Source organism: Xanthobacter nonsaccharivorans, from assembly GCF_043194755.2.
Classification (GTDB): Bacteria; Pseudomonadota; Alphaproteobacteria; order Rhizobiales; family Xanthobacteraceae; genus Xanthobacter; species Xanthobacter autotrophicus_G.
In genome coordinates, this window is record NZ_CM195526.1 from 4,915,156 (window position 1) to 4,929,040 (window position 13,885).

Consider the following 13,885-nt stretch of genomic DNA (forward strand, 5'->3'; position numbering starts at 1 on the left):
CCCTACCCCACACGGCGGACGCGCGCCCTCCCTGGCACATCGTGCGGCAGGTGGGCACGGGGATCAGTAGTCCTCGGGTGGCTCGTTGGGGTCCGAAGCAGGCGACATGGCACCCGGCTGGGAGGCCTGCCGAAGTTGTAGATAGGCAACCGAGAGAAACGAACAGAACAGGATAATCTCGATCGGACCGAGCACTCCCGCCACCAGCGACAGCAAGAGAGGCGGCTCGGGCATCGGCTCGCCCAGCTTCGGCCTCCACGCGCTGACGGTCGCCATCAAGGGCAGCGACGCCAGCGCAAGCGGAATGAAGAGTATGAGTGAGAGCAGGACATGGCCTCCGAACAAGCGCCAGGTGTTGCTGCGGCCCATGCGCCAGATGTCGCCCCAGGTCTCCGGATGGCCCAGGGCCCGGGAGGGCAGGCGCAGCAGCAGACGGCAGACGGCAGACGGCGCCGGCCACCCCGAAGATGCCAGCGAAAGCGACGACAAAGCCGAGCGCTCCCGCGGCCTGCCCGCCGGCGCTGCCGGCCGTCATCCAGATAGCGGCAGCCACGAGCGCAACCAGCAGCATGAGGCAGAGCATGGGAACGACCGTGGCGACCAGTCCGTCCACCACATAGCCCAGCGCACGCCCCGGTCCGCGGCCGAGGGTCGCTGCATCGAAGCCGGAAGGACCGCGCAGCACCTCGTTGTGGGTCAGGATGGCGAACAGGGCTCCGCCGACCATGTAAAACACGAACATGAGGAACTGGATCAGAGAGGAGGCCCAGCTCGACTCGAGCGGTTTTCCGATCACCGGCATGGCTGGCGGGGACGCCCATTCACCAAGGATGGGGACGACCGCGAAAAGACCAATGGCCCACCAGTGCCGTCGCACGATGGCGATGGTCCAGCGCAGCGCCAGCCCGACACTGTGAAAGACCGGCAGTTGGAAGGGGAAACCGGACGCGTCGCTCATGGCTACCTCGCGCGCGGCAAAGAGACAACCGGCCCCCGCCGTCCGGATGCAACCGCTATCGGGCTGCACACAACCTGTCGAGCGCGCTCAGGTGCGGCGTCTTGACCGCTACCGCAAGGGCAGGTTGCAGCCCCGCCCCTCACTCCACGCCGAGGGCCATGTCGTCCCGGTGCACCATCTCCGAGCGGCCCTGGACGCCGAGCAGGGCCTCGATCTCCGGGGTGGAGCGGCCCATGATGCGCTCGGCATGGGTGGAATCGTAGGCGACGAGGCCGCGCCCCACCTCGGCCCCGTCCGGGCCGCGCATCACCACCGCGTCGCCCCGGTCGAAGGTGCCCTCGATGCGTTTCACCCCGGCGGGCAAAAGGCTCGCCCCGCGCCGGAGCGCCGCCACCGCGCCCTCGTCCAGGTGCAGGGTGCCGCGCGGCTCCAGCGCCCCGGCGATCCAGCTCTTGCGGGCCCGCACGGGATTGGCGGAGGTGAGGAACCAGGTGCAGCGCCCGCCCTCGCGGATGCGCTTGAGCGGGTTCTTCACATGGCCGGAGGCGATCACCATGTGGGTGCCGGCGGAGGTGGCGATCTTGCCCGCCTCGATCTTGGTCCGCATGCCCCCGCGTGACAGCTCGGAGCCCGCGTCGCCGGCGATGGCCTCGATCTCGGCGCCGATGCGCGGCACCACGGGGATCAGCTTGGCGTTGGGGTCCTGCGCCGGCGGGGCGGTGTACAGCCCGTCGATATCCGAGAGCAGCACGAGCAGGTCCGCGCTCGCCATGGTGGCGACCCGGGCGGCGAGGCGGTCGTTGTCGCCGTAGCGGATCTCGGTGGTGGCCACCGTGTCGTTCTCGTTGATGATGGGCACCGCCTTGAGCTCCATCAGCCGGCCGAGGGTGGAGCGGGCGTTGAGATAGCGGCGGCGCTCCTCGGTGTCGCCCAGGGTCAGCAGCACCTGGCCGGCGGTCATCCCGTAGTGGCCCAGCGTCTCCGCCCAGGTCCGCGAGAGGGCGATCTGCCCCACGGCGGCGGCAGCCTGGCTGTCCTCCAGCTTCAGCGGGCCGGACGGCAGGCCCAGCACCGTGCGCCCGAGCGCGATGGCGCCGGAGGAGACCACCAGCACCTCGCAGCCCCGCCCGTGCAGGGTGGCGATGTCCTCCACCAGAGAGGTGAGCCAGGCGAGGCGCACACGCCCGTGCGCCCGGTCCACCAGGAGGGCCGAGCCCACCTTGATGACGATTCTGCGGAAGTCTTCGAAGGCAGGCGTCTTCAGCGCCGAAGCTTCGGGAGAGGACACGGTTGAACCCATGGAAGTTCTAGAAGCCGAAACGGGCGCCGGGGCGGGCCTTTGCGGCGGGCCGGCGCGGAAGGGATCGTCCCCGGAGGGCGGGCGCATGATGCGCCCTGGCGCGGGCATAGGCCATGCCCCCGGCCGAGTTCAAGGGCGCCGGATGCCGCGCCGGCTCCCGATCAAGGTCGCGGTCACGGTCGCCATTCGGCCCGGGGCGTCTCTTCCTTCTCCTCCACCCGCGCCTCCTCCACCACGGCGAGCAGGGCCCGGAGCGCCTCCTGGACCCCCTGGCCCGACTGGGCGGAGAGCAGCAGCGGCGTCTTCTTGGCGGCTCGCTTCAGGCGCTCCTTCTGCTGCTTGAGCAGCTCCGGGGAGAGCGCGTCCACCTTGGAAAGCGCAACGATCTCAGGCTTCTCGTCAAGGCCATTGCCATAAGCGGCAAGCTCCGCGCGCACCGTCTTGTAGGCCTTGCCCGCATGCTCGGATGTGCCATCCACGAGGTGCAGCAGCGCCCGGCAGCGTTCCACATGGCCGAGGAAGCGGTCGCCGATGCCCACCCCTTCATGCGCCCCCTCGATGAGGCCGGGGATGTCGGCCAGCACGAACTCCCGCCCGTCCACCCGCACCACGCCGAGGCCGGGGTGGAGGGTGGTGAAGGGATAGTCGGCGATCTTGGGCTTGGCCGCGGTGGTGGCGGCGAGAAACGTTGATTTTCCAGCGTTCGGCAGGCCCACGAGGCCGGCGTCGGCGATCAGCTTCAGGCGCAGCCAGATCCAGCGCTCCTGGCCCTCCAGGCCGGGATTGGCCCGGCGCGGGGCCTGGTTGGTGGAGGTCTTGAACTGGGCGTTGCCGAAGCCGCCGTTGCCCCCCTCCAGCAACCGGATGCGCTGGCCCACCTCGGTGAGGTCGGCGAGGATGGTCTCCTCGTCCTCGTCGAGGATCTGGGTGCCCGCGGGCACCTTCAGCACCACATCGGCGCCTTTGGCCCCGGTGCGGTTGGCGCCCTTGCCATGATCGCCCTTCTTGGCCTTGAAATGCTGCTGGTAGCGGTAGTCGATCAGCGTGTTGAGGCCGTCCACGCACTCGATCCATACGTCGCCGCCGCGTCCGCCGTCACCGCCATCGGGACCGCCGAACTCGATGAACTTCTCGCGCCGGAACGAGACGCACCCCGCCCCGCCATCGCCGGAGCGCACATAGACCTTGGCCTGATCGAGGAATTTCATGGGATCGAGGTAGACGCGCGCCAGCCGGAACGCAAGGGCCGGCGCGCATCGGGGCCCTCAGCACCCCTTTGACCTTTCCCGCCGCTCGGACCAAAAGAGGAACATGAGCCCCCGCACCGTCGTCGTCCTGCTCCCCCTCGGCCTCGACACCCCGTATTCCTACCTTGCACCCGAGGGCATGGCGCTTGCCCCCGGCGACCTCGTGCATGTCCCGCTCGGCACCAAGAGCGTGGTGGGCTGCGTCTGGCCGCGGGCCGGGGCCGAAAAGCCCGTGGATGCGGGAAAGCTCAAGGCGGTCAAGGCCCGGCTGGACTACGCGCCCCTGCCGCCGGAGCTCCTGAAGCTCATCGACTGGATGGCGGACTACACCCTTGCCCCGCGCGGCATGGTGCTGCGCATGGCCCTGCGCCACGGGGAGAGCCCCGGCGCGGCCCGCGAGCGGGTGGGGGTGCGCCTCGCCGGTCCCGTGCCCGGACGCATGACGGCGGCCCGCGCCCGCCTGATCGAGTTCCTCGGCGACGGCTTCGTGCGCGGCAAGACCGAGGCGGCGCGGGAGGCCGGCGTCTCCCCCTCCGTGGTGGACGGCCTGATCGACGACGGCACGCTGGAAACCGTCGTCCTGCCGCCCGAGCCCGCCGCCTATCCGCCCGATCCGGACCATGCGGTCCCCACCCTCTCCGAGGCGCAGGGCACGGCGGCGGAGGCGCTGAAGGAGGCGGTGAAGGCGCACGGCTTCGGCGTCTACCTGCTGGACGGCGTCACCGGCTCCGGCAAGACGGAGGTTTATTTCGAGGCGGTGGCGCAAACGATCCGCGCCGGCCGCCAGGCGCTGATCCTGCTGCCGGAAATCGCCCTCACCCAGGCGTTCCTCGATCGCTTCACCCTGCGCTTCGGCGTCCGCCCGGCCGAATGGCACTCGGGCGTCTCCACCCGCCGGCGCGCCAAGGTGCTGAACGAGGTGGCCTCGGGCGACGTGAAGGTGGTGGCCGGCGCGCGCTCGGCCCTGTTCCTGCCGTTCCGCGACCTCGGCCTCCTCATCGTCGATGAGGAGCATGACCCCGCCTACAAGCAGGAGGACGGCGTCGCCTACCACGCCCGCGACATGGCGGTGGTGCGGGCGCGGCTTGCCGGCGCGCCCATCATTCTCGCCTCCGCCACCCCGTCCATCGAGACCGAGGTGAACGCCCGGCGCGGTCGCTACAAGCGCCTCGCCCTGCCGGTGCGGTTCGGCGGGGCGAAGGTGCCCGGCCTCTCGCCCATCGATCTCAGGAAGGACGGCCCGCCCAGGGGCCGCTGGATCGCCCCCCGGCTGGAGGCGGAGATCAACGACACCCTGGAGGCGGGGGGGCAGGCGCTGCTGTTCCTCAACCGGAGGGGCTACGCGCCGCTGACGCTCTGCCGCTCCTGCGGGCATCGCATGCGCTGCCCGTCCTGCACCGCCTGGCTGGTGGAGCACCGCTACCGGCGCCGCCTCACCTGCCACCACTGCGGCTACCAGGCTCCGGTGCCGGAGGAATGCCCCTCCTGCCACGCCAAGGACAGCCTGGTGCCCGTCGGCCCCGGCGTCGAACGGCTGCAGGAGGAGGTGCAGGCGCTGTTTCCCGCCGCGCGCTCCCTCGTTCTGTCCTCCGACCTGCTCGGCGGGGTGGAGCGGATGCGGGCGGAGCTCGACGCCGTCGCGAAGGGCGAGGTGGACGTGGTGGTGGGCACCCAGCTGGTGGCCAAGGGCCACAATTTCCCTGGCCTGGCCCTTGTGGGCGTGGTGGATGCGGACGTGGGTCTCGGCCATGGCGACCCGCGCGCCGCCGAGCGCACCTTCCAGCTGGTGCACCAGGTGGCGGGGCGCGCCGGGCGCGGCAAGTCGGAGGGGCGGGGCTTCATCCAGACCCACATGCCCGAGCATCCAGTGATGCGGGCGCTGGTGACCGGCGACCGGGACGCCTTCTACGACACCGAGATCGCCGCCCGTGAGGAGGCCCACCTGCCGCCCTTCGGCCGCATGGCGGGCCTCATCGTCTCTGCGAGCGAGGGCCATGCGGCGGAAGCCCACGCCCGGCGGCTCGTCGCCGCCGCGCCCATGGTGCCCGAGGTCCGCATCCTCGGCCCGGCGGAAGCCCCCCTCGCCATCCTGCGCGGCCGCCACCGCTGGCGACTGCTGGTGCGGTCGCCGCGCAATTTCGATCTCTCGCGCTATCTGAGGGAATGGCGCGCGGTGGCCCCCAAGGTGACGGGCAACGTGAAGGTGGCCATCGACGTGGACCCCCAGAGCTTCTTTTGAGAGCGGCAGGCATGGACACGGATGCGGAAAGGGAGACGGACATCGGCGCGGTCGATCGCCCCGCCTCCCGCCTGCTGCTGCTCGATGCCGACAGCCGGCTCCTGCTGTTCCGCTTCGCCCATGAGGAGGGCGCCCTGGCCGGCAATGTCTATTGGGCGCCGCCCGGAGGCGGGCTTGAGGCGGGCGAGACCTATGAGGCCGCCGCGTGCCGGGAACTGCTGGAGGAGACGGGGATCGTGATCAGCCACCCCGGCCCCGAGGTCGCCCGGCGCCTCGTCTCCTTCGTGATGCCCGACGGGGTGCGGGTCCGATCCGACGAGCGTTACTTCCTCATCCGCGTCCCGGAGCCGGCGCTTTCCACCGCCGGCTGGTCCGCCGTGGAACGCAGGACCCTGGTGGCGCACCGCTGGTGGGCGCAGGCGGAGCTTGTCCAGCTGCGCGAACAGGTGTGGCCGCAGGACATGGAGAAGATGCTCACGGAGGTCGGGGCCTGGACGACACCGGGCCCGGCGCGTGGATAGAGCCTTGCCGCTCCTCCCCACCGCTCCGCTTGCCCGGAAAAGCGCATCCGGCACAAACTCCGCCATGCTCGCACGCGCCGAATCAGCTCCCCCGTCCCTTGCCACCGTCGCCCTTGGTGGCGCGGAACTGGTGCTCGACCCGTCCGGCGCCCTCGTCTGGCCAGAACGGCGGCTGATGGTGGTGGCGGACCTGCATCTGGAGAAGGGCTCCGCCTTCGCCCGTCGCGGCCAGATGCTGCCCCCCTACGACACGCTCGACACCCTGAGGCGCCTGGCTGCCGCCATCGCCGCCCATCACCCGCGCATGGTGGTGGCGCTGGGCGACAGCCTGCACGACCGCTGGGCGGGGGAGCGCATGGCGGATTCCCTCCGCGAGGAAATCCGCCGCCTCCAGGCCGGACGCACCTTCGTCTGGATTGCTGGCAACCACGATCCCCTCCCCCACGAGCTCGGCGGGGAAGGCGCGACCACCCTCGACATCGGCCCCCTGCTGTTCCGGCACGAGCCGGCAGAAGGGCCGGCCCCTGGCGAGGTGTGCGGGCACCTCCATCCGGCGGCGCGCATCGTGGTGCGGGGGCGGGGCGTGCGGCGGCGCTGCTTCGTTACCGACGGCAGCCGCATGGTGCTGCCGGCCTTCGGCGCCTATGCGGGCGGGTTGAGCGTGCGCGATCCGGCCATCACCAGCCTGTTTCCGCCGCGGGGCTTCACCGCCCACCTGCTCGGCGCCGGTCGCACCTATGAGATGCCGGCGGCCGCCTGCCTCGGCGACTGAGGGGCGCTATCGCTGGCGGCGGATGCGCACGTAGAGCGCGCCTTCCCCGCCATGGCGGCGCCCGGCGGATTCGAAGCCCACCACCACCGCGCGCAGGTCCGGCTCCGCCAGCCAGAGCGGAACCGCGCGCTTGAGCACGCCGCGCCCTTCCCCGAAGGCGGGGCCGTGGCTCATGAGCCGCTCCGGATCACCCTTGCCGGTGATGACCAGCACCACCGAATGTCCCAGCGCCTGCGCCTCCATGAGGAACAGCCGCAGCCGGCGATGGGCGGCAGCCTGGGTCAGGCCATGGAGGTCGAGCCGGGCATCCACCTCCGCCCCGCGGGTGAGGCGGCGGCGCGTTTTCGGCTCCAGCGTGGCCAGCGGCGGAGCCGGCGGCGCGGTCACCGGCGCCTTCGTGCCGGAGCGGCGCGCCGGCGGCGGCACCGGGGTGGCCTCGGGAGGAACAGGTTCGGCCGGAGGGGGTGACGCAGTAGCCGGCTCCGGCGCCGCAATGGCCCGCAACGGCTTGACCGAGCGGACCACGTGGTCCCAGAGGGCCCGCTCTTCCGTGCTGAGATGGCGCCGCCGGCCACGCCGGCCCGGGGGGCGGGCGGTCATGGCGCGCCCGGCGCAATACGGGCGAGGCGCGGGACCAACAGGATGAAACGACCCGGATGGCGGATGCGCCCCGCCACCGCGCCGGCCTCGTCCCCCGCGCCGAAATAAAGGTCCGCCCGCGCCGGACCGACGATGGCGGAGCCCGTATCCTGCGCGATCATCAGCCGCCGGAACGGGTCGGCGGCACCGGGCGCAGACAGCGGAAGGTCCGCCTCCACGAACACCGGCACGCCATAGGTGTGGATCCTGCGGTCCACCGCCATGGAGCGGCCGGCGGTGAGCGACACGCCCTGCGCGCCCATCGCCCCGTCCCCGGCGCCGAGGTCCAGGGCCTTGAAGAAGACGTATGAGCGGTTCTCCCGCCGCAGCGCCCGTCCCGCTTGCGGGTCCTGCTCCATGAAGGCGCGGATGCGGGCCATGGACATTTCCTCGCGCGGCACCAGCCCGCGCTGGATCAGGAGCCGGGCCACGGGCAGATAGGGATGGCCATTGTAGCCGTCATAGTTCAGCCGCAGCACCCGCCCGTCCGGCAGGCGCACGCGGGCCGAGCCCTGGATCTGCATGAAGAACAGGTCAATGGGGTCCTTCAGCCACGCGACCTCCAGCCCCCGGCCCGCCAGCGCCCCGTCCTCGATGGCGGCGCGGTCGAAATAGGGCACCATCCGCCCATCGGCATCCCGCCGCTGGACCGGTCCGGAATTGGGGGTGGGTCCGCCGCCGCTCATCACCAGATCGTCCGGACGGCGGTAGACCGGCACGTCGAACCCGCCGCCGGGCGTCAGCGCGCCTGCCACCTCGGGCTCGTAATAGCCGGTGAAGAAGCCGGCCCCGCCCTTGTCGGGCACCACCCGCCAGGGGGCGAAGTTCACCTCGAAGAACAGGCGCGCCACCAGGTCGGACGGCTCGGCGGTGCCCAGCCGGGTGGCATTGGCGCAGGCTTGGCGCAGGCCCTCGCGCAGGGTGGGGGCATCGATCGGGCCCACCTCGCGCGGGGGTGCGCGCAAGGCGGCGCAGCTCGCAAGAAAGGTGGCAAAGGCCGCGCGGTGGTCGTCGGCCCGCCAGCCATCGAGGTCCGGGAAGACGAGAGGCTCCAGGCTGGCGCCGGGGAGCACGGGAGGCGGCACGAGGGACAGGCCCGGAAGCCGGGCTGCAGCCGCAGCCAACGCTCCCGGAAGACCCATGGCAAGGCCCCCGGCCACGAGAAGGCCTGAGATCGCGATACGCGCGGCACGCGCGCGCACGCGCGGCCAACGTCCTGCTCCGTCGATCGCTGGCCCGCGCCGCTCCACCGCGTGCCTCACTGGGCGGCTTCGGTGGCCACCAGCTTCCAGTTGGGATCGCGCGTGCCGAGTTCCCGTGCGAAAGTCCACACGTCGGTCACATCGGCCACGGTGTCCGGGCTGCCATCGACCACCGTTCCGTCCGGCCCGCGGGTGACGGAAATCAGCTTGGAAACGAAACGCACGGTGAGCTGCGCGGTACGGCTGCGCACGGTCACGTCCTGCAGGTCCGCCTGCTCGATGGAGACGAACTTGGAGTCCATGGTCTCGCGCCGGCTCTCGCGGTCGGCGATGGCGGCGACGAAGCCGTCATAGACATCCTTGGCGAGAAGGTCCTTCAGCGCCCGCCGATCCCCCGCCGCGAAAGCCGTCACGATCATCTCGTAGGCCGCACGGGCACCGGTAAGGAAGTGCTTGGCGTCGAAGTCCGGCTCCATGCGGGCGATCTCGTCGAGCGCCGCAGCCATGGCCGTGCCCTCCTGCGTCACCCCGGCCCAGCGGAAGGTCGGCGCGGGGGCCTCCTCGTCGTCCCGGGGGGCGGCGCCCGGCGGGTTGGGATTGCGCTCCGGCAGCGTCACCACGGTGTCGGCCGCGGGCTGGGGCGGGCGCGCGGTGTCGCGGGAATAGGGATCGTAGGGCGGGCGCTCGCGACCGGTGCGCTGCCCCAGCACGCTGCGCAGGCGCATGAAGATGAAGACCGCGAGGGCCAGGAAGATGATCGTATAGATATCAAGCACTGCGCTTCGCCATGCCTTTCGGGCGCCACCGACCCGATGGCGCCACTCCCCTTGCCTTGCGACCCCGCCCACCGGCGGCGGCGCATTACGGACCTGTCCTGCTTATGTACGTCGAAGCGGCGCTCCCGCCAGCCCCCACGCGCCAAAGATGCACATATTCACGGCGAGCTTACGGCACGTGAGCGCCGCGCGCCATATGGCCCAGCCCCCAGCGGTACGATGCAGCCAGCAAGGGAACCGGCTGCGGGCCCTGCGACTTGAGCTCTACGTCCACCTTGCGTCGGAGGCGCACATGGCGCACTAGAGCCAGAGCATAAAAACGAGAACCCTCCCGACCGGCGAAACGGTCTTAGAGCTCAGGACGAAGGCGCGCCCAGCCGACCGGACGCGGATCGAGGCGGACGGCGCACCCCGAGACGGCTCCCCACCTTGCGGACGGCTCATGGCATCCACCGTACTTCTCGCTGACATCGGCGGAACCACGACGCGGGTCGCCCGCGCGGGCGTCGACGGCATCCCGTTCGACATCCGCGTCGAGGCCAACGATTCCTATGGCTCGCTGCAGGAGCTGCTGAGGGCATACCTTACCTCCGTGGGCGGCGAGACGCCGCGGTGCGGGGCCCTGGCGGTGGCCGGCCCCATCGACGGAGACGCGGTGCGCCTGACCAATCGCGAGTGGCGCTTCTCCATGGAAGGGCTCGCCCAGGAACTCAATTTCCTGCGCCTTGAGGTGCTCAACGATTTCGAGGCCTTCGCCCACGGCCTGCCGCTCCTCACCCGCGACGACCTGCTGGAGGTGGGAACCGGGCGGGCGGTGCCTGGCGCCCCCATGCTGCTGTCCGGCCCGGGCACCGGCCTCGGCACCGCCTTCATCCTGCCCCGCGAGGAGGGGTACGAAGTCATCCCCAGCGAGGCGGGCCACATGCGCCTCGGGGCGGTCACCACCGACGAGGCGCGCATCGTCGCCCATCTGGTGCGCGACGTCGGTCCGGTGTCGGTGGAGCACGTGCTTTCCGGCCCCGGCCTCGTGCGATTGCACCGCATCCTGTCCGGCGAGACCCTCTCCTCCCACGCCATCATCAAAGCGGCGCTGGGCGGCCAGCGGCAGGAGAAGGAGAGCTGTCACGTGTTCCTGCGCCTGCTCGGCCGGGTGCTGGGCGACCTCGCCCTCGCCTTCGAGGCGAAGGGCGGCGTGTTCGTGGGCGGCGGCATCGGCCGCGCCATGGCGCATCTGTTCGCCGAAAGCCCCTTCCGGACCGCCTTCGAGGAGCACCCGCCCTATACGGACCGCCTGTCGCTCATCCCCATCCATGTTGTGATGCATGCCACCCCTGGCCTTGTCGGCATCGGCGAGATCGGCCGGCGGCTCCTGGTGGACGAATAGGGCAATTCCGGCAGATGCGCGTGGTTCGCGCAAAGAGTTGCGGTCATTCAACGAGCTGGAGCCTTTCCGGCGAACCGGCGCTCGCCGGAAATCCTTCAGGTCACGCCGCCGCGCGCTGACCCGCCTCCCGGTCACAGAAGGCGGCGACAAGGCCGGCGAGGTCCCGTGTCGCGGCGCAGGCGTTGCGATCCACCATCAGGGCCAGCTCGGTGGGCGGGATCGGGGGCCAGCGGTCCGGATCGGTGAGCAGGCGCAGGCGAGGGCCCACCGCCCAGCCGCTCAGCACGGCGACGCCCAGTCCCCCGGCCAGGGCCGCCTCGATGCCGATGAGGTTCGCGCATTCATAGGCGATGCGCCAGGAACGGCCCGCCTTCTCCAGCGCGTGGACCGCCCGGTTGCGGTAGAGGCACCCCTGCCGGAAGGCGACGAGGCCGACACCCTCCTCGTCCGGCTCCACGTCGCGGCCCGTAACCCAGGCCAGGCGCTCCGGCCACACCGCCGCGGCGAGGCCCGAGCCCGGCTCACGCTTCAGCAAGGCGAGATCCAGATCCCCGCGGGCAAAGGCGGAGCCGAGGTCGCAGCTCAGCCCGCACTCGACGGCGAGCCTCACCCCCGGCCGGGCGCGGGCGAAATCTGCAATCACCCCAGTCAGGGCCGCCAGGGCGAAATCGTCGGGAATGCCGAGCCGGACCACCTGCGCGGGGGCGGCGCCTGCCATCGCCGCCTGCGCCTCCGCCCCCAGGGCCAGGATCCGGCGGGCGTAGCCGAGCAGGCGCTCCCCTTCGGCAGTGAGGGCCACGCCGCGGGCCTCGCGCAGCAGCAGCTGGTGGCCCGCCTGCTCCTCCAGGCGACGGATCTGCTGGCTGACGGTGGACTGGGTGCGGTGGACGCGCGCGCCCGCCCGGGTGAATCCGCCGGCATCCACCACGCTGACGAACGCCTTCAGAAGATCCATGTCGAGCATGGGAGCCTCATTCGATTTTTCACTAACAAACATCGAAACATTGAATTTTTCAATTGATCTGGCCTGTGCTTTCTGAAGGCGTGACATGTGCGCCGAAGGAGCGCTTGAGGACTTGCCCGCTTTGGATGCCCCCCTCGCCGCACGCCGGATGGATGCGCTTCCGCTCTGCATCGGCCTGTTCTGCATCATCTGGTCCTCCGCCTTCGCGGTGGCCAAGGTGGCGCTGGCCGATTGCCCGCCGCTCCTGCTGCTCTCCGCGCGCTTCCTGACGGCCGGCGGCGCCATCCTCGCCGTCGCCGCGGTGGTGCTGCCGCGCGAGCGCTTCTCCCGCCTTGGTGCGCGCGACGTGGCGGCGCTGGCCCTGATGGGCATCCTCAACAATGCCTGCTACCTCGGCCTGAGCTATGTGGGGATGACGCACGTCTCCTCCGGCTTCACCGCCGTGCTGATCTCGGCCAATCCGCTGCTCACCGCATTGGTGGCGGCGCCGCTGCTGGGGGAGCGTTTGTCCGGCCGGAAGGTGGCTGGCCTCCTTCTGGGAATGGCCGGCGTCGCGCTGGTGGTTCGCTCCCGCATCGCTTCCGGGCACGAGGACCCCACCGGTACTCTCTATGTTCTGGGCGCTCTGGTGACGCTGTCGGCGGCGACGCTCCTGTTCAAGCGGATCCGCACCTCTGCCACCCTGTGGATCGGCAGCGGCATCCAGTCACTCGCCGGCGGGCTGGCGCTGCTGCCGGTGGCCCTGTGGCGGGAGGACATGGCGGACGTGCACCTCACGCTGCCGCTCACCCTCGCCTTCAGCTACCTGACATTCGCGGGCTCGGTGGGCGCTTTCAGCCTGTGGTTCTTCATCCTCGGGCGGACCAGCGCCACCCGGGCGAGCGCGCTGCACTTCCTCATGCCACCGCTGGGTCTCATGTTCGGCTGGCTGCTGCTGGGCGAGAAGGTGCCGCTGCTCGATCTCGCGGGGGTCGTTCCCATCGCCCTGGGCATCCGCCTGGTGACCACGGCGCCGGACGGGCGCAAGCCTCAGAAGCGGTAGAGGGCGCTCAGCACCACGCCGTTCTCCTGCGGCGCGTTGCGAGCGAACCAGGTGCCCACCACCGCCAGCTGGAGCGTGAGGGCGGCGCTCCAGTCATAGGCGGCCCCCATCTGCACCTTGTAATATTCGTAGGAGTCGCCGAAAAACGGCCCCTCCCCGGCCCCCTGCGAGATCACGTTGAAGGATTGCAGCAGCATCTGCCAGCGCTCCGCCACGCGAACGCCCAGCGTCGCGTCGAAACGGAACTCGTCCGGCGGCGGGCCGAAGCGCAGACGCTGCGCCACCTCCACATCGAGGTAGGAGGCCTTGCCGAACAAGGTGAAGGAGGCTCCGGCGAGAAGCCGCAGGTCCACCTCCGCATCCTCATAGCCCACCGCCGCCGCACTCGCCGAATTGCCGGTGCCGGGGAAGCGCCCCACCGCCTGCGCCGACACCACATAGGTCTCGTTGGAGAAGAGGCGCACCCGCGCGCCCACATCCGAATAGCCGGGCCCGGCATAAGAGGAGGGGTAGGGATCACCGAGGTCCACCGCCAGGAATTGCGGCGCGGCGATCAGCGTCAGCCAGTCGGTGGCGCCATATTCGAGGACGAGCGTCACCTCCACCTTGCTGTACGGGCGGCTGGCATAAAGGTCGTAGGAAGGGCCGAACTCGCTGTTGGAATAATAGGCGCCGGTCTGGAGGATCACCTGACCGTGGCTCTCCTCCAGGGTCCAGGCGCCGGCCCGCGCCTCACCGGTGGAGCCAAACCCCAGGGCAAGCGCCAGCACGGCGCACCACGCCATCGCGCGGTCCACCCCCCTCGCATCCCCTCGCTGGCAAGCCCCCGCCCCCATGCAAC

General features: G+C 70.8%; 13 protein-coding genes. 5 read left to right on the top strand and 8 right to left on the bottom strand.

The features are described from left to right. Nucleotides 1-63: 63 nt before the first annotated feature. From V5F59_RS22475 to obgE, 3 genes are all read right to left on the bottom strand, one after another. Nucleotides 64-489, bottom strand: coding sequence for a hypothetical protein (locus V5F59_RS22475; RefSeq protein ID WP_393980590.1), 426 nt, complete (start codon nucleotides 487-489; stop codon nucleotides 64-66). 608 nt (nucleotides 490-1,097) lie between these two features. After that, entirely contained in the window at nucleotides 1,098-2,258 is a 1,161-nt protein-coding gene (proB, locus tag V5F59_RS22480; protein ID WP_393980588.1) for a glutamate 5-kinase, read from the bottom strand. Between the two features lie 173 nt (nucleotides 2,259-2,431). Beyond that, nucleotides 2,432-3,466, bottom strand: coding sequence for a GTPase ObgE (gene obgE, locus V5F59_RS22485; protein ID WP_393980586.1), 1,035 nt, complete (start codon nucleotides 3,464-3,466; stop codon nucleotides 2,432-2,434). Between the two features lie 103 nt (nucleotides 3,467-3,569). Here obgE and V5F59_RS22490 point away from each other — a divergent pair, with 103 nt between their 5' ends. The 3 genes from V5F59_RS22490 to pdeM all read left to right on the top strand — a co-directional run bounded on the left by V5F59_RS22490 (nucleotide 3,570) and on the right by pdeM (nucleotide 7,037). Further along, nucleotides 3,570-5,744 carry a primosomal protein N' gene (locus V5F59_RS22490; protein ID WP_393980584.1) on the top strand — a complete coding sequence of 725 codons (2,175 nt, stop codon included), beginning with the start codon at nucleotides 3,570-3,572 and terminating at the stop codon, nucleotides 5,742-5,744. Between the two features lie 11 nt (nucleotides 5,745-5,755). Continuing rightward, nucleotides 5,756-6,265, top strand: a complete 510-nt coding sequence (locus tag V5F59_RS22495) for an NUDIX hydrolase (RefSeq protein WP_393980582.1) — start codon at nucleotides 5,756-5,758, stop codon at nucleotides 6,263-6,265. A 64-nt stretch (nucleotides 6,266-6,329) separates the two neighbouring features. Beyond that, complete coding sequence (gene pdeM, locus V5F59_RS22500) at nucleotides 6,330-7,037, top strand: ligase-associated DNA damage response endonuclease PdeM (RefSeq protein WP_393980580.1); 708 nt, start codon at nucleotides 6,330-6,332, stop codon at nucleotides 7,035-7,037. A gap of 6 nt (nucleotides 7,038-7,043) precedes the next feature. Here pdeM and V5F59_RS22505 read toward each other — a convergent pair whose 3' ends face one another. From V5F59_RS22505 to V5F59_RS22515, 3 genes are all read right to left on the bottom strand, one after another. Beyond that, the gene (locus V5F59_RS22505; protein WP_393980578.1) at nucleotides 7,044-7,637 is read right to left on the bottom strand and encodes a Smr/MutS family protein; all 594 of its coding nucleotides are present in this window, start codon (nucleotides 7,635-7,637) and stop codon (nucleotides 7,044-7,046) included. Next, nucleotides 7,634-8,818 carry a murein transglycosylase A gene (mltA, locus tag V5F59_RS22510; RefSeq protein ID WP_393980576.1) on the bottom strand — a complete coding sequence of 395 codons (1,185 nt, stop codon included), beginning with the start codon at nucleotides 8,816-8,818 and terminating at the stop codon, nucleotides 7,634-7,636. Before mltA ends, V5F59_RS22505 begins: the two co-directional genes overlap by 4 nt. Before the next feature lie 116 nt (nucleotides 8,819-8,934). Then, nucleotides 8,935-9,654 carry a Tim44/TimA family putative adaptor protein gene (locus V5F59_RS22515; RefSeq protein ID WP_393980574.1) on the bottom strand — a complete coding sequence of 240 codons (720 nt, stop codon included), beginning with the start codon at nucleotides 9,652-9,654 and terminating at the stop codon, nucleotides 8,935-8,937. Between the two features lie 442 nt (nucleotides 9,655-10,096). Here V5F59_RS22515 and V5F59_RS22520 point away from each other — a divergent pair, with 442 nt between their 5' ends. After that, on the top strand, nucleotides 10,097-11,038 hold the full coding sequence (locus V5F59_RS22520; protein WP_393980572.1) for a glucokinase: 942 nt from the start codon (nucleotides 10,097-10,099) through the stop codon (nucleotides 11,036-11,038). Between the two features lie 100 nt (nucleotides 11,039-11,138). Here V5F59_RS22520 and V5F59_RS22525 read toward each other — a convergent pair whose 3' ends face one another. Then, nucleotides 11,139-12,002 (bottom strand): LysR substrate-binding domain-containing protein, encoded by an 864-nt coding sequence (locus tag V5F59_RS22525; protein ID WP_393980570.1) that lies wholly within the window; start codon nucleotides 12,000-12,002, stop codon nucleotides 11,139-11,141. A gap of 85 nt (nucleotides 12,003-12,087) precedes the next feature. Between V5F59_RS22525 and V5F59_RS22530 the strand changes: the two genes are divergently transcribed. Beyond that, nucleotides 12,088-13,044, top strand: coding sequence for a DMT family transporter (locus tag V5F59_RS22530; RefSeq protein ID WP_393980568.1), 957 nt, complete (start codon nucleotides 12,088-12,090; stop codon nucleotides 13,042-13,044). Here V5F59_RS22530 and V5F59_RS22535 read toward each other — a convergent pair. Further along, complete coding sequence (locus V5F59_RS22535) at nucleotides 13,032-13,829, bottom strand: hypothetical protein (RefSeq protein WP_393980566.1); 798 nt, start codon at nucleotides 13,827-13,829, stop codon at nucleotides 13,032-13,034. The genes V5F59_RS22530 and V5F59_RS22535 overlap by 13 nt on opposite strands. Nucleotides 13,830-13,885: the final 56 nt, after the last annotated feature.

Coding starts and splice junctions, on each gene's coding strand:
- V5F59_RS22505 (WP_393980578.1), bottom strand. CDS start 7,637: ATGACCGCCCGCCCCCCGGGCCGGCGTGGCCGGCGGCGCCATCTCAGC.
- obgE (WP_393980586.1), bottom strand. CDS start 3,466: ATGAAATTCCTCGATCAGGCCAAGGTCTATGTGCGCTCCGGCGATGGC.
- V5F59_RS22530 (WP_393980568.1), top strand. CDS start 12,088: ATGTGCGCCGAAGGAGCGCTTGAGGACTTGCCCGCTTTGGATGCCCCC.
- pdeM (WP_393980580.1), top strand. CDS start 6,330: ATGCTCGCACGCGCCGAATCAGCTCCCCCGTCCCTTGCCACCGTCGCC.
- mltA (WP_393980576.1), bottom strand. CDS start 8,818: ATGGGTCTTCCGGGAGCGTTGGCTGCGGCTGCAGCCCGGCTTCCGGGC.
- V5F59_RS22525 (WP_393980570.1), bottom strand. CDS start 12,002: ATGCTCGACATGGATCTTCTGAAGGCGTTCGTCAGCGTGGTGGATGCC.
- V5F59_RS22490 (WP_393980584.1), top strand. CDS start 3,570: ATGAGCCCCCGCACCGTCGTCGTCCTGCTCCCCCTCGGCCTCGACACC.
- V5F59_RS22520 (WP_393980572.1), top strand. CDS start 10,097: ATGGCATCCACCGTACTTCTCGCTGACATCGGCGGAACCACGACGCGG.
- V5F59_RS22495 (WP_393980582.1), top strand. CDS start 5,756: ATGGACACGGATGCGGAAAGGGAGACGGACATCGGCGCGGTCGATCGC.
- V5F59_RS22535 (WP_393980566.1), bottom strand. CDS start 13,829: ATGGCGTGGTGCGCCGTGCTGGCGCTTGCCCTGGGGTTTGGCTCCACC.
- proB (WP_393980588.1), bottom strand. CDS start 2,258: ATGGGTTCAACCGTGTCCTCTCCCGAAGCTTCGGCGCTGAAGACGCCT.